Annotated in this window: 18 protein-coding genes and 2 pseudogenes; 9 read left to right on the top strand and 11 right to left on the bottom strand. The window is 70.8% G+C overall.

Annotated features, from left to right (window positions below; translation table 11 throughout):
* The first annotated feature begins 129 nt into the window (after nucleotides 1-129).
* From AB0B61_RS46410 to AB0B61_RS46390, 5 genes are all read left to right on the top strand, one after another.
* Entirely contained in the window at nucleotides 130-1275 is a 1146-nt protein-coding gene (locus AB0B61_RS46410; protein WP_358446944.1) for an ROK family protein, read from the top strand.
* Between the two features lie 101 nt (nucleotides 1276-1376).
* Nucleotides 1377-2144 (top strand): type I methionyl aminopeptidase, encoded by a 768-nt coding sequence (map, locus tag AB0B61_RS46405; protein WP_358446941.1) that lies wholly within the window; start codon nucleotides 1377-1379, stop codon nucleotides 2142-2144.
* 94 nt (nucleotides 2145-2238) lie between these two features.
* On the top strand, nucleotides 2239-3444 hold the full coding sequence (gene trpB / locus AB0B61_RS46400; RefSeq protein WP_358446938.1) for a tryptophan synthase subunit beta: 1206 nt from the start codon (nucleotides 2239-2241) through the stop codon (nucleotides 3442-3444).
* The gene (trpA, locus tag AB0B61_RS46395; RefSeq protein ID WP_358446935.1) at nucleotides 3441-4256 is read left to right on the top strand and encodes a tryptophan synthase subunit alpha; all 816 of its coding nucleotides are present in this window, start codon (nucleotides 3441-3443) and stop codon (nucleotides 4254-4256) included. The genes trpB and trpA overlap by 4 nt, the downstream gene beginning before the upstream one ends.
* Complete coding sequence (locus tag AB0B61_RS46390; RefSeq protein ID WP_358446932.1) at nucleotides 4253-5008, top strand: GntR family transcriptional regulator; 756 nt, start codon at nucleotides 4253-4255, stop codon at nucleotides 5006-5008. The genes trpA and AB0B61_RS46390 overlap by 4 nt, the downstream gene beginning before the upstream one ends.
* Nucleotides 5009-5071: 63 nt before the next feature.
* Here AB0B61_RS46390 and AB0B61_RS46385 read toward each other — a convergent pair whose 3' ends face one another.
* Complete coding sequence (locus tag AB0B61_RS46385) at nucleotides 5072-5575, bottom strand: FBP domain-containing protein (RefSeq protein WP_358446929.1); 504 nt, start codon at nucleotides 5573-5575, stop codon at nucleotides 5072-5074.
* Nucleotides 5576-5649: 74 nt separating this feature from the next.
* On the opposite strand from AB0B61_RS46385, the gene AB0B61_RS46380 reads away from it, so the two are divergent.
* Together AB0B61_RS46380 and AB0B61_RS46375 are read left to right on the top strand one after the other, a co-directional pair.
* The gene (locus AB0B61_RS46380; protein ID WP_358446926.1) at nucleotides 5650-6219 is read left to right on the top strand and encodes a TetR-like C-terminal domain-containing protein; all 570 of its coding nucleotides are present in this window, start codon (nucleotides 5650-5652) and stop codon (nucleotides 6217-6219) included.
* 46 nt (nucleotides 6220-6265) lie between these two features.
* On the top strand, nucleotides 6266-7222 hold the full coding sequence (locus tag AB0B61_RS46375; RefSeq protein ID WP_358446923.1) for a methyltransferase domain-containing protein: 957 nt from the start codon (nucleotides 6266-6268) through the stop codon (nucleotides 7220-7222).
* Between the two features lie 67 nt (nucleotides 7223-7289).
* Here the strand turns inward: AB0B61_RS46375 and AB0B61_RS46370 are convergent, their stop codons facing one another.
* Nucleotides 7290-7889, bottom strand: coding sequence for a helix-turn-helix domain-containing protein (locus tag AB0B61_RS46370; protein WP_358446920.1), 600 nt, complete (start codon nucleotides 7887-7889; stop codon nucleotides 7290-7292).
* Nucleotides 7890-7998: 109 nt separating this feature from the next.
* Between AB0B61_RS46370 and AB0B61_RS46365 the strand changes: the two genes are divergently transcribed.
* The gene (locus AB0B61_RS46365) at nucleotides 7999-8712 is read left to right on the top strand and encodes an SDR family oxidoreductase (protein ID WP_358446917.1); all 714 of its coding nucleotides are present in this window, start codon (nucleotides 7999-8001) and stop codon (nucleotides 8710-8712) included.
* A 16-nt stretch (nucleotides 8713-8728) separates the two neighbouring features.
* Here AB0B61_RS46365 and AB0B61_RS46360 read toward each other — a convergent pair whose 3' ends face one another.
* The 7 genes from AB0B61_RS46360 to AB0B61_RS46330 are packed head-to-tail and all read right to left on the bottom strand — an operon-like array spanning nucleotide 8729 to nucleotide 17403.
* Entirely contained in the window at nucleotides 8729-9961 is a 1233-nt protein-coding gene (locus AB0B61_RS46360) for a sialidase family protein (RefSeq protein WP_358446914.1), read from the bottom strand.
* 40 nt (nucleotides 9962-10001) lie between these two features.
* Nucleotides 10002-10877, bottom strand: coding sequence for a dihydrodipicolinate synthase family protein (locus AB0B61_RS46355; RefSeq protein WP_358446911.1), 876 nt, complete (start codon nucleotides 10875-10877; stop codon nucleotides 10002-10004).
* 45 nt (nucleotides 10878-10922) lie between these two features.
* Nucleotides 10923-12176: an extracellular solute-binding protein gene (locus AB0B61_RS46350; RefSeq protein ID WP_358446908.1), complete on the bottom strand. Its 1254-nt coding sequence runs from the start codon at nucleotides 12174-12176 to the stop codon at nucleotides 10923-10925.
* A gap of 31 nt (nucleotides 12177-12207) precedes the next feature.
* Nucleotides 12208-14925 (bottom strand): family 78 glycoside hydrolase catalytic domain, encoded by a 2718-nt coding sequence (locus tag AB0B61_RS46345; protein ID WP_358446905.1) that lies wholly within the window; start codon nucleotides 14923-14925, stop codon nucleotides 12208-12210.
* The gene (locus tag AB0B61_RS46340) at nucleotides 14922-15743 is read right to left on the bottom strand and encodes a carbohydrate ABC transporter permease (RefSeq protein ID WP_358446902.1); all 822 of its coding nucleotides are present in this window, start codon (nucleotides 15741-15743) and stop codon (nucleotides 14922-14924) included. Before AB0B61_RS46340 ends, AB0B61_RS46345 begins: the two co-directional genes overlap by 4 nt.
* Complete coding sequence (locus AB0B61_RS46335; RefSeq protein ID WP_358446900.1) at nucleotides 15743-16684, bottom strand: sugar ABC transporter permease; 942 nt, start codon at nucleotides 16682-16684, stop codon at nucleotides 15743-15745. The genes AB0B61_RS46340 and AB0B61_RS46335 overlap by 1 nt, the downstream gene beginning before the upstream one ends.
* Complete coding sequence (locus tag AB0B61_RS46330) at nucleotides 16681-17403, bottom strand: GntR family transcriptional regulator (protein WP_358446897.1); 723 nt, start codon at nucleotides 17401-17403, stop codon at nucleotides 16681-16683. The genes AB0B61_RS46335 and AB0B61_RS46330 overlap by 4 nt, the downstream gene beginning before the upstream one ends.
* 432 nt (nucleotides 17404-17835) lie before the next feature.
* Here AB0B61_RS46330 and AB0B61_RS46325 point away from each other — a divergent pair, with 432 nt between their 5' ends.
* Entirely contained in the window at nucleotides 17836-18495 is a 660-nt protein-coding gene (locus tag AB0B61_RS46325) for a DUF5937 family protein (RefSeq protein WP_358446894.1), read from the top strand.
* Nucleotides 18496-18726: 231 nt separating this feature from the next.
* Here AB0B61_RS46325 and AB0B61_RS46320 read toward each other — a convergent pair.
* A pseudogene (locus tag AB0B61_RS46320) lies at nucleotides 18727-18855 on the bottom strand (zinc ribbon domain-containing protein); the annotation flags it as partial.
* A 35-nt stretch (nucleotides 18856-18890) separates the two neighbouring features.
* Nucleotides 18891-19124: pseudogene (locus AB0B61_RS46315) on the bottom strand (transposase); the annotation flags it as partial.
* Between the last annotated feature and the right edge of the window lie 205 nt (nucleotides 19125-19329).

Genomic DNA, 19329 nt, shown 5'->3' with positions numbered 1-19329 from the left:
GATCTCCGACCGCTATACATCTGCCTGCCCATCGCAGCTCCACTCAATAAGCTCGGGGCCGAGTTAATTGCTCCGAAACTAGGGCGTAGCAATCCGTAATGTCAATGAGCGCGTGATAGGAAATATCCGATGACTGCTCGCCGAACAGCCGGTCGTGGTGATCTGACCCGCGTCGAGATCCTGGCCCTTCTCGGCACTGCGGGAGCCCTGGACCGCCGTCAGATCGCGGCCCGGCTCAAGCTCGGCGACGCGACCGTTCACGAACACACGCGACGCCTGCTGGCCTGCGGTTATCTACGTACTCTCAGCCCGCAGGCCGGGGTGGTGGGGCGGCCGCGCATCCCCCTGCAGGTCGTACCGGAGGCCGCCGCGACCATCGGCGTACGCGTCGCGACCGACCACCTCGTCACCGTGGTCGCGGGACTGGATGGACGGCTGCTCACATCCGATGTATCTTCCTTCGACAGTCACGCAGACCCGCTCCCCCAGCTACTCACCGTCATCGACCGGCGGCTGGCCGACCCTGTCATGGGTCCCAGGCTCAAGGCCGTGGGCGTGGCCGTGCCGGCTTCCGTTGATGCGGGCTATATCCGGTTCTGTCCCCGCTTTGGGTGGAGCAACCTTCCCCTTGGGGAACGGCTACGCGCCAAGCTGCCGATCCCGGTGCTCGTGGACAATGACCTCACGGCCAGCACCACCGCCGAACTCCTGTATCGGGCCGGTCTTGAGCACGACGACTTCCTGGTGCTCGGCATCGGCGACGGGGTGGGGGTCGGCGCGGTCCTGCGGCGGCGGGTGCACCGCAGCCCGGGTGGGCTGTCCGGCGAGTTCGGCCACACGCCGGTCGCCGCTACCGGCCCGCGCTGCGCCTGCGGTGCCCGGGGCTGCCTGGAGACGTTCACCAGCGACGACGGGATCCTGCGCGCCGCCCGTCGCGAGGGCCTCGCCGAGGCGTCCACCACCATCGAGGAGCTCCGCTCACGGTGGGTCTCCGGTGAGCGGTCGCTGGCCCGGGTGCTCGCCAAGATCGGCGCCATGCTCGGGCGGGCCGTCGCCGGCGTGGTCAACCTGCTCGGCACGCCGACCATCGCGGTCATCGGCGAGAACCACGTTCTCTGGCCGGGTCTGGAGCCCGGGTTCTCCGTGGTGATGCGGAGCAGCCAGGTCACCGCGGCCTACCGCGTCCAGGTGATCGTCCGTCCTTGGAGCGATGCCCAGCACGCGCTCGGCGCCGCCGGCCTGGCACTCGCCGCTCCGGAAACGCTCTTCATCTGACCCGCCCCGGCGCCGAGCGCATGCCGCGAAGCCCATACCGTGACCGTTATACTAATAACGGTATAAGTATTGGGCCTGATTGAGGCGGGGAGTCACAGCACATGGTGGAGATCAAGAGCGATGCCGCGATGGACGCGATGCGGGAAGCCGGGCGCGTGGTTGCCCGCGCCCTGGCCGCGGCCCAGAAAGCGGCCGGCATCGGAGTGTCCCTGCGGGAACTCGACGAGGCGGCCCGCGCGGTTCTGGCCGAGGCGGGGGCCGGTTCCCCGTTCCTCGGGTACCAGCCGTCCTTCGCCCCGGCTCCCTTCCCCGCCGTGATCTGCACCTCTGTCAACGACGCCGTGGCGCACGGCATCCCCACCGGCTACCGGCTGCGCGACGGCGACCTGGTGAGCATCGACTGTGGCGCCCAGCTCGACGGCTGGGCCGGCGACGCGGCCATCAGCTTCACCGTAGGGACGCCACGCCCCGCGGACCTCGATCTGATCGCCGCCACCCAGCAGGCCCTCGACGCCGGCATCGCCGCCGCTCGGGTGGGCAGCCGCCTTGGCGACATCTCCCACGCCATCGACACGGTCGCCCGCAAAGCGGGTTGCGGCATGCCCGCCGACTTCGGTGGTCACGGCATCGGCCGCCAGATGCATGAAGACCCTCATCTCCCCAACCGCGGCCGCCCCGGTCGCGGTTACCTCCTCCAGCACGGCCTGGTTCTCGCCATCGAGCCCATGCTCATGGCCGGCGGGCGGAACGCCTACCGTACCGACGCCGACGGCTGGACCCTGCGCACCACCGACGGCAGCCGGGCCGCCCACATCGAGCACACCGTCGCCATCACCGACCAGGGCCCCCGCATTCTGACCCTGCCGTAAACCCCGGCACCCGGTAGTGGCGCGTCCGTCTCACCCATGCCACACTCACTGTTATAGAACTCTATGCTGAGTTATAGAACGATGGGAGTATGGCATGCGAGACGTGTTGCCCTGGCGTGAGCCGGTCCCGCTGGACGGGCCGATGGGCGAGCCCCGAGCGCGGGGCCGATTCGGCGAGTACGGCGGACGGTACGCGCCGGAGTCCCTGGTGGAGGCGTGCCGTGAGGTGGACGAGGCGTTCCGGGAGGCCTGGGCGGATCCGGGGTTCCGCGGCGCCCTTGCGGAACTGCTCGCCGTGAACGCCGGGCGGCCGACCCCGCTCACACCGGCCCGCCGGTTGTCGGAGGCGCTGGGCGTGCGGCTGTACCTCAAGCGCGAGGATCTCACCCACACCGGATCCCACAAGATCAACAACGTGCTGGGCCAGGCCCTGCTGGCCACCCGGATGGGACGGCGCAGGCTGATCGCCGAGACGGGGGCGGGCCAGCACGGGGTGGCCACCGCGACCGCCGCCGCGCTGCTCGGGCTGGAGGCCACGGTGTTCATGGGCGAGCGCGACATCGAGCGGCAGGCGCTCAACGTCTTCCGGATGCGCATGCTGGGCGCCGAGGTGGTCCCGGTGACCACGGGCAGCCGTACCCTCAAGGACGCGACCAGCGAGGCCATGCGCCACTGGGTGGGCGCGACCGGCGACACCCACTACTGCGTCGGCTCGGTCATCGGGCCGGATCCGTACCCATGGATGGTCAGGGAGTTCCAGCGGGTCATCGGCGACGAGGCCCGCGGGCAGTGCGCCGCCGAGCTGCGGACCGGCGTCCCGGACTACGTGGTCGCGTGCGTCGGCGGCGGCTCCAACGCGGCCGGTACGTTCGCCGGATTCGCTGACACCTCGGCGCGCCTGGTCGGTGTCGAGGCGGAGGGCGGCGCCGGGGCGGCCCGCGGCCGGCTCGGCGTCCTGCACGGCTGCCGCTCGCTGTTCCTGCAGGACGACGACGGGCAGATCACCCAGGCGCACTCCATCGCCGCCGGGCTCGACTACCCGGGAGTCGGCCCGGAGCACGCCCACCTGCGCGACCTGGGCCGGGCCCGCTACGTCACGGTGACCGACGACGAGGCGGTCGGCGCGGCGGTACGGCTGGCGCGGACCGAAGGCATCGTCCCGGCGCTCGAATCGGCGCACGCCCTCGCCTGGGTGATCCGCGCGGCGGGCGGCGGCGACCTGCCCGCGGGATCGACGGTGCTGATGACGTTGTCCGGCCGGGGCGACAAGGACGTCTCAACCCTGAAGGAACTGCTGTGACGAGCCCCACCCTGGCCGCGGGCGCGGTCGAACGCCACCTGCGTGCCCGCCGGGACACCGGCCGCGGCCTGCTCATGCCGTACGTCACCGGCGGGATCACCCCCGGCTGGACGGACTACCTGCGGGCGTTCGCCGCCGCCGGGGCGGACGCGATCGAGGTCGGCCTGCCCTTCTCCGACCCCACGCTGGACGGCGTCACCATCCAGCAGGCCAGTGACCTGGCACTGGCCCGGGGGGCGAGCACCCGCCGGATCCTCGCCGACCTGTCCGGCATGCCGGACCTGGGCGTGCCGCTGGTCGTCAGCACCTACTACAACCTGGTGCTGAACGACGGCCCCGAGGCGTTCTGCGCCGCGCTGCGCCGGGCCGGGGTCGGCGGCCTGATCGTGCCCGACCTGCCGGTACACGAGGCGGCCGAGCTGACGGACGTGGCCGCCGCCGCCGGGATCGAGCTGGTCCTGCTGGCGTCGCCGGCGACGCCGCAGCCGCGGCTGGCGGAGATCTCGTGCCGCGGCCGCGGATTCGTCTACGCGGTGTCGCTGATGGGCACCACCGGTGAGCGGGCCGGCCTCGCCGCTTCGGCGGCGGAGCTCGGCGAGCGGATCAGGCGCGTCACCGACCGGCCGGTGTTGCTAGGATTTGGCATTTCCACCCCGGACCAGGCACGCGAAGCCCGCCGGCACGCCGACGGCGTGGTGGTCGGCGCCGCGGTCATGCGGCGGGTGCTCGACGGGGCCGGCCCGGACGACCTGCGGGCCTTCCTCGCGACCCTGCGCCGGGCCCTCGACCAGGAGTGTGACCGACCACGATGACGTCCGACGCCGGGCACGAGGCGAGATACCGCGCCATCGCCGCAGACCTCGCCGCGAAGATCCGGTCGGGACACTACGCCCCCGGTACGGCCCTGCCGCCGCAGCGGGAGCTGAGCGCCTCCTACGGGGTGACTCTCATGACGCTGCGCCAGGCGTTGCGGGAGCTCAGCGACGAGCGGCTGATCGTGCAGCAGCCCGGTAAGGGGACGTTCGTCGCCCCGCCGCACCTGGCCTACCAGCTCGACTCGCTCCGCAGCCTGGTCGACGACCTGCGTAAACAGGGCCACGACGTGCGCACCGCGGTGGCCGGGCGGGCGGTGCGCCGAGCCCCCGCCCGGATCGCGGCGGAGTTGCGGCTGCGTCCCGGCGACACCGCCCTGCGGCTGGAGCGGGTCCGCGAGTTCGCGGGACGTCCCGCCGTACACCAGGTGTCCTGGGTCCGCCGTCCGGTGGCCGACCAGATCCGCGACCGTGACTTCACCGCCGTCTCCCTCTACACGGCCCTCGCCGACGCGGGGGTGACGGTCTCCCGGGCGTCCGAGGTGGTCCGGCCCGGTTTGCTCGACCCCGCCGCCGCCCGCCACCTCCAGGAGCCGCAGGGCAGTCCGGTGCTCGTCAGCACCCGGATCACCTACACGCTCGATGCCACGCCCGTGGTGTCCGACCATGCCACCATCCTCGGCAGCATGATGGAGATCCGCACCGAACGCGCCGCCACCGGCCTCTCCCTCACCTGGGGCGCCACCAGCTGACAACCCGTGCGCGGTCTATCCCACCGCCAGGAGGCCGGCCCGCGCCGACTGAACGCCAGGCCGCTATCCCCGGCCGAGCACCTTGTCCAGGAAGGAGTACAGGTGCGCCTGGGTACGGGCGACCTTCTCCCCCAGGCTGAGGGACTCATCGATGGTTCCGCCTCCTGCCGCCTCCTTCTTCCCGCGTGTGTAGAGGGAGCAGGCCAGGTCGGTGCACAGGTAGTGCCCGACCGAGTTGCCCTGGCGGCCGGCTTCGCCGGTTCGGCGCGCGGTCATCAGCGCTACGCCGCCGTTGGTGTGCGTGGTCAGGCACAGCGAGCACATGCTGCGCGAGGTGAAGCCGCGCGACGCGCCCGATGCCACCCGGAGCGCGATGCCGACGAGGGGGCCGTCGCGTTCGGCGACCAGGTAGGCGCGTTCGGGCGCGCCCGGATCTCGCCATCCGAGGAAGTCGAGGTCTTCCCAGGGATGGTCGGCGAGGTCTTTGGGGACGTTCAGACGCTTGGTCTCGCCTTTGGAGCAGTTCACGAATGAAGTACGGATGTCGCGCTCGGTGATGGGTCTCATGGGCGGGGAGGCTAGCTTCCTTACAGGTATTATGCAAATACTTAAAGGCTGTAAGTTCACGAGAAGGGCGGCACATGGCACGCGCGGGATTGACCGCCGAACGCCTGACCCGGGCGGCGGCGGACCTGGCCGACGAGATCGGCTTTCAGAACGTGACCGTCTCGGCGCTCGCGCGCAGATTCGACGTCAAGCCCGCCGCCCTGTACTCGCACGTCAAGGACGTGCAGGACCTGAGGGCCAGGGTGGCGTTGCTGGCCCTGGCGGAGCTCGCCGACAGGGCCGCCGCCGCCCTGGCCGGCCGCGCGGGCAAGGACGCGCTGGTGGCCTTCGCGAACGCCTACCGGGGCTACGCGAAAGAGCATCCGGGCAGGTACGCCGCGATGCAGATCGAGCTCGACTCGGACAGAGTGGACACCAGCGCGGGGCGTCCGCACGCGGACATGACGCGCGCGATACTGCGCGGATACGCGCTGCCGGAGCCCGACCAGACGGACGCGGTGCGCATGCTGCACAGCACGTTCCACGGGTATGTGAGCCTGGAGACGGCGGGCGGGTTCCGCCGCCACCCTCGTGACGTGGACGCTTCGTGGTTCAGAGCGCTGGACGCCCTCGACGCCGTTCTCCGAAACTGGCCGCCGGCCTGAGCTTATTCGTTGGCTGCCTCAGGGCGCGGGGTGCGATCATGGAGCGATGGCGACGACCTGGGACGAAGCATTCGCGAACCGGTACCAGGAATGGTCGGGCCACATGACGGCCGACGTGGCCTTTTACCTCGATCTCGCGCGCGAGGCGGACGGGCCGCTGGTCGAGTTGGCGGTCGGGGACGGGCGGGTCGCGATCCCGATGGCGCAGGAGACCGGCCGGCGGGTGATCGGGATCGACGTCTCCCCGGCGATGCTCGCGCAAGCCCGTACCCGTGCGGCCGAGGCCGGCGTGGAACTCGACCTGCGCGAGTGCGACATGCGTGACTTCGTCCTGGACGAGCCCGCGGCACTGATCTACTGTCCGTTCCGATCGCTCCAGCACCTGCCGACCTGGGCCGACCGCCGCCGTACCTTCGAGCGCGTCGCCGCCTCGCTCCGGCCGGAGGGCCGGTTCGCCTGGAACGCCATCGCCTTCGACCATCAGATCGCGGTCCAGCTCGACGGCGCGCGGCTGGACAAGCCCGTACCGCACACGGTCCGTTACGCGGTTGGCGACAACCGCGTCGGCCGCCACCCACAGCACTGCCGCCCGCGCCAAGGTGTACGGCGAAAGCGCCGACCAGGAAGCCGACGAGCGGATCGTCGCCGACGACACCGCCCGGGCGGCCGACGAGCGTCGCGGCGAGGCCGCGTGAGCCACCGATTCGGCGAGCTGTGGACCGTCCAGCTCGGCGACCGCGAGGAAGTCCGGCTCGTCGTGACCGGCGACTTCTACCACACGCTCTACAACGACAACGTGCTCACCGCGCACGTCGAGGCCGCCGACCTGGCGCACGCCCTGACCGCCTTCGTCGTCGACGTCGGCGACGACCGAGCCGCCATGATCGACCGCATCAGCACCGTGGCGGCCACCCGGCTCAAGAGCAAGGTGGGCGACCTGCCCGAGGCCCAGCTCGCCGCCGCGCGCAGCATGCTGGGCACGATCTTCTCCATCACGGGATGATCCGCCCGCGATCAGGGACGGGGTCACGCTCTTCCTGAGCCAGGCCAAGATCGGCCGTCGGCGCGGGTCAGCCGCGCACTGCGGCCAGGCACTCGTCGTACAGGTCCATGATGTCGCCCTTGCCGTCGTTGGCGACCCACGTCATTGACGCGGCATCCAGGCACGCGAACGCCGTCGCGATCACCGCGCGGGCCCTCGGAGTCGTACCGCCGGCAGCGGCGTCCATGCGCGCCTCGATGAGCGGCAGCAGGTCCTCCTGGAACCGCAGCCGCTTCTCGAGCCACCCGGCACGCAGCGATGCGGTGTTGTGCAGGAGGCGGAACCGCTCCAGGGCCTGGTCGCGGCTGTCGTGCAAGGCCAGTACGGCAGTAACCCCTGCGCGCAGGACCTCCCAGATGCCGGCTTCGGCGGGCTGCGCGCTGATCGTGTCCGTCAGGACTTGCCGGAACCGGTCCTGGTCGCCGCCGAGAAGGTCCTCTTTGGTGCCGAAGTAGCGGAAGAGGGTGCGCTGGGAGACGCCGGCCTCTCGGGCGATCTGGGCGATGGTCGTCTCGTCGTAGCCCTGCTCGGTGAACAGGCGCAGAGCCGTCTCAAGGATCTCCTGGGAAGCCAGCTGCCGTGTCCGGTCCCACAGCGTGGTCGGTGCGTCCTTGGCTCCCTGCTTCATGTCACCAGATTACTGCCAGGCGGGCACTCGCATCACCTTTGGCAGCGACTGCCAATCTGTCGTACGCTGCCAGCAATGGCTCACCCAGGAATACGCCAAGGAGCGCATCATGTCCGCACCCGCAGCTTTGATCACCGGTGGCACCAGCGGCATCGGCAAGGCGACCGCCGAACTGCTCCACTCTCGCGGCTACCGCGTCATGGTGACCGGCCTCGGCAATGTCGCCAACGCCGGACTCCCCGAAGACGTCGTGATCGTCCGGGCCGACGCGCGGTCCCTGCCGGACATCGACCATGCGGTGGACCAGGCACGCCGGCGCTTCGGCGCTCTCGATCTGCTCTTCCTCAACGCGGGCATCTCCCGCCCCGGCCCGATCGAGTCGACCGACGAAGACGCCTTCGACGCCCTGTTCGACGTCAACGTCAAGGGCAACTTCTTCACCCTGCGAAAGGCGCTCCCCCTCCTCAACGAGGGCGCCTCGATCGTGTTCACCGTGGGCGCCGGCGAAGGGATCGGAGCCGCGATGACGGCCGCCAAGGGCGCTCTGATCCCCCTCATGCGGTCCCTCGCGCTCGAACTCGCCCCCCGCCGCATCCGCGTCAACGCCGTCAGCCCGGGAATGATCAACACTCCCGTCTACAGCAGGATGGGCATCTCCCAGGAAATGATCGACTCCTGGGCTCGGGACGTCCCGCTCGGCCGCGTCGGCGCTCCCGCCGACATCGCCGAGGCCGTGGCCTTCCTCGCCTCGGACGCCGCCGGCTACATCACCGGCGACAACCTCATCGTCTCTGGAGGCATGGGCGTTCACGCCAGTGCCTGACGAGCGCTTCCAGTCGTCACCGGCCGGGGCCGTGGCCACCCCCGGACGGCGCGCTCCGCCGCGCGAGGTCGGCGACAGGGAGCCGGCTGAGCTGCACGTCCTCCTTGTTGGTGCCGTACGCCGCGTACAGCGAGCCCTTCCACACGATGCTCTTCGGGTAGCTGTATCCGGCGTTCTTGTACAGGCCCTCGTAGCGGCGCGGCTGCAGGTCCTCGGCGGTACGCAGGTTGTACGCCTTGTCGAAGGTCACCCCGTCGGCGCTGGTCAGCACCGTCAGCGGGTACCGGTTGCGGGTGCCGGTCGGGTTGCCCACCAGGTAGGCGGTGCCGTCCGGCAGGTTCCCCGCGCTCTGCTTGGTGCGCGAGTCGGGCACGTTGGTCTCCACGGACGCCGACCAGGTCTGGCCGTCGTCGGTGCTCACCGCGGCGAGCTTGCGGAGGGTTCCGCCGCCCTGGTCGCGGAAGACCATCACGATCGAGCCGTCCGGGCGCCGGTACCAGCTCGGCTCCAGCTCGCGGCTCATCTCGGCGGTGTTCGGCTGGTTGGTGAAGTCGCCCTGCTTCCAGCCGGAGACGCCGAGCGGGTCGTCGGTGTAGTACGGCTTGACGAACAGGCCGGGCTGCACGTGGAACGCGGTCAGCACCCGCCCGCCCGGCAGCGCCTTGACGTCCTGCTCGATGATGCCGTTCACCGGCTGCCCGTCGGCGCCGGTCACCCGGCGGGGGCTGCTCCAGTGCCGGCCGTCCCTGCTGGTCACGTACTCGGTGTAGCCGCCGCGCGGGGTCAGGCCGCGTGGCCAGATGTTGAGGTAGGCGACTAGGGTCCGCCCGTTGGTCCACCAGCCGCCGCTGGAGGTGTACCCGTCGGTGCGCGGCGCGGTGAGCGGGATCTGCTTCGACCACCTCTTCCCGTCTTTGCTGGTGGCGTAGGTGACGATCGTGTCGGGCGCGTCCTCGTCCACGGCGGAGCTCTGCCACTGCGCGTACAGCCGGCCCTTGAACGGCATGAGCACGACGCCGTGGTTGTACTTCAGGTCGTCGTCGCCGGGCGCGAAGACCGTGATGGTCTCGGCGTGCTCGGCGCGGGCCAGGCCGAGCGTGGCGGTGTTGGAGGTGTCGATGAGCCCGTCTGTCACCTTCAGCGGCGGGCCATCCGCGGCGGCGTGCGCCGGGGCGGCGGACAGGGCGAGGAGAGCCGCCAGGGCGAGGGCGGCGGTGCGGACAGGGGGGTGTGATCGCGTACGCGTCATGGCATTCTCCATATGGCTGGAAGCGAAGCGGCCAAGGTGGTCAGTGGTGGAGCGGGAGATCGCGGGCGAGCCGCCGCAGGGCCTCCTGGTCGGGTTCCGGAATCGGCATGCGGGAGCGGCCGACCGGCCGCCCGGCGAGGCGGTGCACGGCGAGCATCCGCGTCGGCTCGCCGCGGATCGCGTCCACCACCTCGTCCACGTCGCCCTGCAGGCGCGCCACGGTGCCGGCGTCCGCGCGCTTCAGCGCGGCCCGCATCGCGACGAACGGCTTGGCGAACGCCGACGCCACCCCGGACACGATCCCGTCGGCACCCGCGGCGGCCGCCGCCGCGTAGTCGGCGTCGCTGCCGGTGTAGATGAGGAATCCTTCGGGCAGGCGGGCCCGGTACGAGGCGATCGTGTCGAGCGATTCCCCGCTGACCTTCACCCCCACGACGTTCGGCAGGCCCGCGAGCCGCACCAGCAGGTCCTCGTCCACCGCCACGCCGGTGCGCGCCTCGAAGAGGTAGACGAACACGGCCAGCCCGTCGGCGTCCGCGCTGACGTCCCGGAAGAACGCGTAGACCTCTTCGGGTGGCGTCGGCAGGTAGAACGGGGTGAGCACGGCGATCTCACGGGCGCCGGCCGCCCGCGCGCCCGCGATGAGCCGCGACACCTCGAACCGGCTGGCGGCCCCGACGTGCACGATCACGCGGATGCCGGGCAGCGCCTCCACGGCGAGCGCCGCGACGGCGTTGCGTTCCTCTATCGACAGGGCCGGGAACTCGCCGGTCGTGCCGAGCACGAGCGCCCCTTGGACCCCGGAGCGCGCGACGTACGCGAGGATCTCACGGGTCCCGGCCAGGTCGAGTGAACCGTCCTCGGCGAACGACACGGGTACGGCGGCGATGATGTCATGTGACGAGATTTCAGTCATGGATCTTTCGCGGGAGATGAGGGGATGCCGGGTTAGATGAGCGGATCACCCGGCGGCGTACGCCTCGTCCATTGACGCCAGCACCTGCTTGGCGTCCGCCTGTCCGGAGAAGAGCTGCTGGATCCCGGTGAAGTGAGCGGCCTGCACCTGCGCGCTGGGCCAGCCGGTGTCCGGGAAGGGCGCGGTGTGACCGGCGGCGATGATGTCGATCGCCGCCCGCACGGCCGGCGTCGCCTTGACCTCGGCCCCCTGGATCGCGGGGATGCCGGGCGCCGTGTCGAACCAGACCTTGATGGCCTCCGGCGTGGCCAGCCAGTCGACGAAGCCGAGTCCGTTCACCCTGTTCTTGGCCTTGTCGTTGACCGCGAAGCTCACGCCGATGCCCCGCGGCACCGGGTTGGTGCCGCTGTCACCGCCGGGCAGCGGGAAGAACCCGAACTCCGCGCCTTCCGGGGCGGTCGAGACGATCTGCGCGTACGAGGCGAGCACCTGCACCACGCCGACGGCCTTACCGGTGTTGACCAGGTTGTAGGACGCGGTCACGTCGGTGCCGAGCGGATCGGCGTTGAAACAGCCCGCCTTGTTCATCTCCAGGTACTTGGCGAAGGCGGCCTCCCAACCGGAGCCGGCGAACCGCGCCTGCTTTCGCGCCATCTTGTCGTTGAACGACGGGTCGGCGGCGTAGACGGTCGAGGCGACCAGCGCGTACGGGATGAGCTGGGTCACCCAGTCGGTCTGGACACCCAGCGCGAAGGCGACCTTGCCCTTGGCCTTGACGTCCGCGCAGAACTTGAGCAGCTCGGTGTAGGTCGCCGGCACCTTCAGCCCGGTCTCCTTCAGCGTGGCGACATTGTAGATCGCGCCGATCGCGTCGAGCTTGGACGGCAGCCCGTAGGTCTTGCCGCCGATCCGCATCGTCTCGGCGGTGCCGGGTTCGATCTTGGCGGCCCACGGCCGGTCCGACAGGTCGGCCAGGTACCCGGCCTTGTGCAGGATGGAGATGGCGCCGGGATTGCCGCTGCCCGGCCACACCGTGAACACATCGGGCGCCGTCCCCGACGACAGCTGGGTACGCAGCGTCGTCTGGTACTGCGCGGTGTCGGCCACGGTCAGGTTGATGTCGAGGCCGGTCTTCTTCTTGTACGCCGCGACCACCGCCTCCATCGGCGCCTGGTTGTTCGACGTCGTGGCGATGGTGAGCGCCTTGGTCTTCTCGTCGCTCGCCGCCTGCGGCTGCGACCCGCAGCCGGTCAGGGCCAGCGCCGCCGCGGCGAGAGCGGCGATCTTCCGGTTGAACATGCTGGTCGTACTCCAGGGGGTCGAAGGGAAATCAGTGGGTCGGCGTCGCGGCTGCGGCCGGGAAGCGGAAGGTGTAGCTTCCCGACGCCAGTCGCAGCCGGGTGCCCTCCTGCTGCTCCGCCTGGAGGGTGACCCCTTCCGAACGGGTGAGGGCCGCGCCTCCTTCCGTGATCGTCGCCGCGGCGGGCACCGGGAGCACGGCCTCGGCGGCTGCTCCCGGCGGGATGAGGACCGACCATTCGCACCACCCCGCCTCGTCGCGGCGCCAGGAGCTGGCGACGCGCCCGCGAGGGGTGTCGATCGCGCCGCGCGCCCAGTCGAGGGAGGTGTGGAGCTGCGGCGCGAGCCAGATGTCGGCGTACCCGGCCGAGCCGGGCGCCTGCCCGATGCCGAGCACCCCGGTGAACAGCCACTCGCCGACCGCGCCGAGGGAGTAGTGGTTGAAGCTGTTCATCCGCGGCGACTGGAAACCGCCCTCCGGCCTCCAGCCGTCCCAGCGCTCCCAGATCGTCGTCGCCCCGTTGCGTACGGAGAACAGCCATGACGGGTAGCGGTCGTCGTTGATCAGCGCGTACGCCAGATCCGAGCGGCCGATCGCGGTAAGCACCGGGCACAGCAGCCCGACGGTGATGAAACCCGAGGTGAGGGAGACGCCGCGGCGTTCGATCGCCGCCACGAGCCGCCCGGCGACGGCATCGCGCTGCTCGGCCGCGCACAGGTCGAAGGCGAGGGTGAGCAGGTAGGCGCCCTGGGTGTCGCCGTGCACCTGGCCGTCGGGGCCGACGAACTCCGCCCGGTAGGCCGCGCGGACACGCTCGGCGAGGCCGGCCAGGTCCCGCGCCTCGGCGTCGCGCCCGAGCACGGCGAGGCTGCGCGCGGTCAGTTCGGCGCTGTGCGCGAAGTAGGCGGTGGACAGCACGTCCTTCGGGGTCTCCGCACCGACCTGCAGCCAGTCCCCGTAGTTGTTGCCGACGCGTTCGCGCCAGATCAGCCCGGGATTGTGCCGTTCGATGTGCCGTACCCACGCGACCATCGCGTCCACGGACTCGCGCAGCACGTCGGCGTCGCCGGTCGCGCGATAGAGGTGCCAGGGGATCGTCACCCCGCCGTCGCCCCAGGCCGGCGCGCCTTCCCGCAGGTGGATGAGGCGGGGCGAGAGGTCGGGGAACGCGCCGTCCGCGGACTGGCCGAGGCGCACGTCCCGCAGCCAGCGGCGCAGCAGCGGGGCGACGTCGGCCAGCAGCAGCGCGGTCGGCGTGAACACCTGCGCGTCGGCCAGCCAGCCGAGCCGCTCGTCGCGCTGCGGGCAGTCGGTCGGGATCGACACGAAGTTGCCCCGCAAGCTCCAGGTGATGTTCGAGGCCAACGCGTTCAGGTCCGCGCTGGAGGTCTCGAACGCGCCGGTCAGCGCGAAGTCGTTGTGCAGCACGACCGCCTCGACCTGCTCGGGGCCGAGGTCCCCGGTCAGGCCGAGGACCTCGGCGTAGCGGAAGCCGTGCAGGGTGAAGCGGGGCTCGAACACCTGCGCCGGCGAGCCGTCGGTCCAGAAGACGTCCACGGGTTCGGCGGTGCGCAGGTTCGCCGTGTAGAGGTCGCCGTGCTCGTCGAGCACCTCGGCGTGGGTGAGCTGGACCCGGGTGCCGGCGGGCTGGCCCGTGAGGGTGAGGGAGACGCGGCCGACTACGTTCTGCCCGAAGTCGACCACGAACCGCCCGCCGCCCCGCGGCGTCACCGCGACCGCGGGCACCCGGCCCGTCACCCGCACCGCCGGGTCGGCCTCCGGGACCAGCGTGGAGATGTCGCGGGAGGTCACCACCGCCTCCGACCAGGCCGAGGTGTCGTGTCCCGGCAGCTCCCAGCCCGGTTCGGCGCGGCGCGAGTCCTCGTACTGGCCCATCAGCGGGTCGGCGTAGAGGATGTCGCTCGGCGACTCCCTCCACCCCTCGCCGCTGACGATCGACCGGCGTGAGCCGTCCGCCCCGTCCACGTCGAGCTGCACCAGCAGCGCGGGCTCGGTGCCGTAGTGCTGCGCCTGGTGGCGCCGGTCGGTGCCGATGAAGCCCGCGTACCAGCCGTCGCCCAGCAGCGCCGCGACCGTGTTGCGGCCAGGCCGCAGCAGGGCGGTCACGTCCCACGTCTGGTACGTGATCCGCTCCCGGTACTCGGTCCAGCCCGGCACCAGCTCATCCCGCCCAACCCGCCGGCCGTTGACGTAGAGCCGGTACACGCCCTTCGCCGACGCGTGCACCCGGGCCGACGCCGGCACCTCGGTCAGGTCGAAGCCGTGAACGAAGCGGCGCACCGGCTGCAGCTTGTTCACCGTGTAGCTGATGTCGGTGTCCTGGGGCGGCGCGGCCACCTGGCGGTAGATCGGGTTACGGCCGATCCACGCGGCCCGCCACTCCCCCGCGTGCACCACCCCGGTGCCGAACCGGGCCCGCGCCACCGCCCGCGCGCCCGTCTCGTCCTCGACCTCGACCTCGACCTCCCACTCGTAGGCCGACGACGACACCAGCGGCCCGCCGCCGTAGCGGGCACCGACAGTGCTGTCCGACGTCACCACACCGGAGTCCCACACCAGCACCGCGCCGCCGGTCGCCGGCAGGTGCCGTACCCGGACGCGGTAGGAGCGCTGGCGCGCGCCCCGCCGGTCCGATTCCAGCCGCCAGGAGAACGAGGGCGCGGCGACGACGCCCAGCGGCTCGTGCTGCCCGCCGGTCCGCAGCTCGTAAGGTCGCAACTCGGTCATCCCTTCAGCCCGCCCGCGAAACCGCTGATGATCCTGCGTTGCAGCAGGAAGTAGACGACCAGCACCGGCAGGATGCTGATCACCAGGCCGGCGAACACGATCGGCCAGTTCGACACGTACTGCCCGACGAAGGCGTACAGCGCGACCGTCACCGTCTGCCGCGCCGTCCCGCTCAGATACAGCAGCGGGACCAGGAAGTCGTTCCACACGGTGATCGCGTTCAGGATGACGACGGTGCCGGTGACCGGGCGCAGCAGCGGGAAGATGACGCTGCGGAAGGTACGCAGCGCGCCCGCGCCGTCGATCGAGGCCGCCTCCTCGTACTCCCTCGGGATCGTGCGCAGGAACCCGGTGTAGAGGAAGATCGAGAACGGCACCTGCATGCCGGCATAGAGGATCACCAGCGCCCACAGCGAGCCGAGCAGCCCGACGTCGCGCATGGTCTGGTAGAGCGGGATGAGGGCCACCTGGAACGGGATCAGCATGCCGGCGAGCACCAGCCAGAAGACCGTGGACGACAGCTTCGAGGTGATCCGCGCCAGCGGGTAGGCCGCCATCGAGGAGATGACCACGATCAGCACCACGCTGACGCCCGTCACGATCGCGCTGTTGAGCAGCGCGCCCGCCAGGCCCGCCTGCTCCCAGGCGGCGACGTAGTTGCTGAACGTCGGCGCCGTCACCGGCCGCAGCGGCGAGGAGGCGTCGTTGGCCGGCCGCAGCGACAGGTTGACCAGGATGTAGACCGGCAACACGAACACGAGGGCGGCCAGGAGCATGACGACCTCGCGGGCGAACACGCCCTTGGTGTAGCGGAACATCAGCTCACCGCCTGCCGGTTGGACAACCGGTACTGCGCGACCGAGAACACCGCGACGATGACGGCCAGCACGAGGGCGAGCGCGATGCCGTACCCGAACTGGTCGAACTGGAAGGCCGACTTGTAGAGCAGCGTGGAGAGCGTCTCCGTCGCCCCACCCGGTCCGCCGCCCGTGAGCACGTACACCTCGGTGAACATCTTGAACCCGCCGATCAGGGTCAGCATCACGTTGATCGTGGTCGCGGTGGCCAGCAGCGGCCAGGTCACCGACCAGAAGCGGCGCCACGCGCCCGCGCCGTCCACCGCCGCCGCCTCGATCACCTCAGGCGAGATCGACTGCAGGCCCGCCAGGTAGATCACCATCGAGTAGCCGGCGTGCTGCCACACCACGATCATGACCACCGACACCGCCGCCCACGTCGGGTCGCCGAGCCAGCTCTGCCGCAGCGCGCCCAGCCCGACCGCCGCCAGCAGGCCGTTGACCGCGCCGTCCGGCGTGAGCATGAACTTCCACAGGTACGCCACCACGACCGGCGTGATCACGACCGGGGCGAAGAAGACCACGCGCAGCACGTTGCGCGTCTTCAGGCCCGTGTGCAGGCCGACCGCGAGCAGCAGCCCGACAGCGTTCTGCAGCACCGTGATCGCGAACGCGAAGATGAGCGTCATGGTCAGCGCTTCGAGCGAACTGTCCGAGGAGAAGATGCGCGCGAAGTTGTCGAAGCCGACGACGTTGTAGTCAGGGGAGAGCCCGTCCCAGTCGGTGAAGGCGAGCGCCCCGCCGCGCAGGGTCGGCACCACGACGGCGAACCCGTAGAAGGCGAGCGCGGGCAGCGCGAACCACAGCAGCTTCCGCGACGGCGCCGCCGGCCCCCGCCGCCCACCGCCGTCCGTTCGCGGCGCTTCGGTGGCCGGGCGCGCGGCGGTGCCGACGCTGCTCATGAGGCGGTTTCCTCCGTCCGGCCGACGGCGGTCGGCGCCGCTTCGGCTTCGGCATCGATCATCGCCAGGACCGCGTGCCCCATCCGGTCACGCGCGCCCCGCAGGTGGGCGCGCATCGCGGCGGCGAGCGGGTCCGCCTCACCGGCGACGATGAGCTCCAGCAGCCGCCCGTGATCGTGCGCGGACGGGTGCAGGTCCGCGTCCTCCTCGACGGTGAGCTGCATCAGGCTGGAGATCAGCGGCTCGTAGTCCTCCCACACGTCGAGCAGCCTGCGGTTGCCGCCCATCTCGTACAGCAGGGCGTGGAAGCGCAGGTCGGCCTGGGTGAAGTCGCGGGCATGGGACCGGTCGGCGGCGGTCACCATCTCACGCACGATCGCGTGCCCCGCCTCCAGCTGCTCGGGTGTGGCCAGCCTGATCGCGCGGGTCACGGCGACCACCTCGATCGCCTCGCGCAGCTCGTACAGATCCTCGATGTCGAGCTGGGTCAGGCCGACGACGAAGAAGCCCCGCCGCCGGGACTCCACCAGCCCCTGGGCCTCCAGCAGCCGCAACGCGTCCCGGACCGGGCCACGGCTCACGTCGTACTGGGCGGCCAGGGAGTCCTCGACCAGATGCGTCCCGGGTCGCAGCGCGCGCCGGACGATCTGTTCGCGCAGGAGCTGGGCGAGCTGGTCTCCCAGGGCCGGCGCGCGTGCGGGCCTCTTCGACGTGAGCACTTCGAACCCTTCCGTTCACTGTTAACGGTTTGCCAGTTAACCGTTAACGAAGAGAGGGCGTCAAGGCTTCGGGCTTCTGCGATACCTTCGGCCGTAGCCGAATCCAAGGGGTCCCTGGCATGCTCATGGTGGCGTTCTCCGCCTACGACCTGACCTCCATCCGGTTCGCGTACTCCCCGCTCAGGGAGGTCTCCGCCGGGCATCCAAGCGCTGCGCACCCCCGCCGGGCGTCCTCTGCATCTGCCGTGGTTCAAGCAGGTACGCCCCCGGCTCGGCGGCGATCTGGCCCCGCTGCTCGACCTGATCAACGGGCGCGGTTACATCCCCGACTTCCTGTGTCCCGTCCCCACCAGCCCGACCCCGGACCTGGCCGGCGAACTGGCCGTCCTGCGCGCCACCCCGCACGAGATCATCCGCACGGATCTCGACCGCATGGCCGCCGAGATCCCCGGCTCGCTGACCGGCTGCGCCCTGGAGCTGTACCAGGATCCGGCCCCCGGCCTTGACCAGTTGGCGCACGCCATCGAGGCCTTCTGGCGACTCGCCATGGCGCCGCACTGGCCGCGCATGCGCAACCTTCTCGAAGGCGACCTGCTCTACCGCGCCCGGCAGTACGCCGAACGCGGCCCCGCCGGAGCGTTCGCGGACATGCACCCGGCCATCCGCTGGGAAGATCGCACCCTCTACCTGGACGAACGCCCGGAGGAGCTGTCCCGGACGCTGAACGGCGAGGGCCTGCTGCTGGCCCCGTCCGTCTTCGTCTGGCCCAGACTGCTCTACCGCACCGACTCCCCCGGCCAGGCGGTCATCACCTATCCCGTACGCGCCGTCGCCACGCTGTGGGAACGCGGCACCGCGCCCTCCCCCGACGCGCTGGCCGCCGTCATCGGCCGCTCCCGCGCGCTGCTGCTGGCCGAGCTCGACACGCCCGCCTCCACCACGGACCTGTCCCGGCGCACCGGGCTGTCCCCCGCCAGCGTCTCCGAGCAGCTCACCCTGCTGCTGTCCGCGGGCCTGGTCACCAAGCACCGCGTCGGCCGGGCCATGCTCTACGTCCGGACGCCGCGCGCCCAGGCCCTGCTGGACGACTGATTCGGCGCAGGCCGAATGTGTCGCTCCGCGCCGAGTGCCGCCCGCACCATTGCCCGGCGCTTGCGCGCTGGGTGTGGGGGTCTTACCTGCCTCCACAGGCGTTTGGGGTCTCCGCTTCCCGCCCATTTCAGGTTCGGGTTTCCGTCCAGCGGCGACCTGCCGCCTCCCGGCGGCCAAGATGTTGATCGCGGCGTTCACATCCCGGTCATGCCTCACGCCACAGGCGCACACCCACTCCCGCACGTTCAGCGGCATCACCTGCGCCAGGTTCCCGCACGCCGAGCAGAGCTTGGAGGAGGGATGGAACCGGTCGATCCGGGCGAAGGCGCGACCATAGAGTCTCGCCTTGTACTCCAGCATGCCCACGAACGCCGACCAGCCCGCCGGGCCTTGACCCGGTTCACCGATCCCTTCTCTTTGCGCGACAGCACCTTTTGAAGGCGCTTGAGCTTCTTCTCCGCCCGGCGCAGAAACCGGGGCGAGTCGATCTTCCGGCCATCGGCCAGCACCGCGAAATGCCCCAACCCCAGATCGATACCGGTCTCAGCCTCGATGCGGGGCAACGGCCGTTCGGTGACGACGACCACGAACGAGGCGAAGTACCGGCCCGCCGCGTCTTTGATCACCATCACGCTGGACGGACCGGAGGGCAGGCGGCGTGACCGCTGGCGCGGGCACAGGAGGCAGCCTCGTCCAGCCGGGGTGATGACGGCCTCGATCGTCAAGGGCGGGATGCGGTGACGGCCCAGTCCAGTCACGGTCCTGGGGGATGACCCGGGCCAGATTCTCGCCTTGTTCGCCCTGCCGCTAACCCCGCCGGACTCGCGCGCTCCT

The organism is Nonomuraea sp. NPDC049158 (assembly GCF_040648335.1).
Taxonomy (GTDB): domain Bacteria; phylum Actinomycetota; class Actinomycetes; order Streptosporangiales; family Streptosporangiaceae; genus Nonomuraea.
This window is presented reverse-complemented; position numbering and strand designations above follow the sequence as displayed.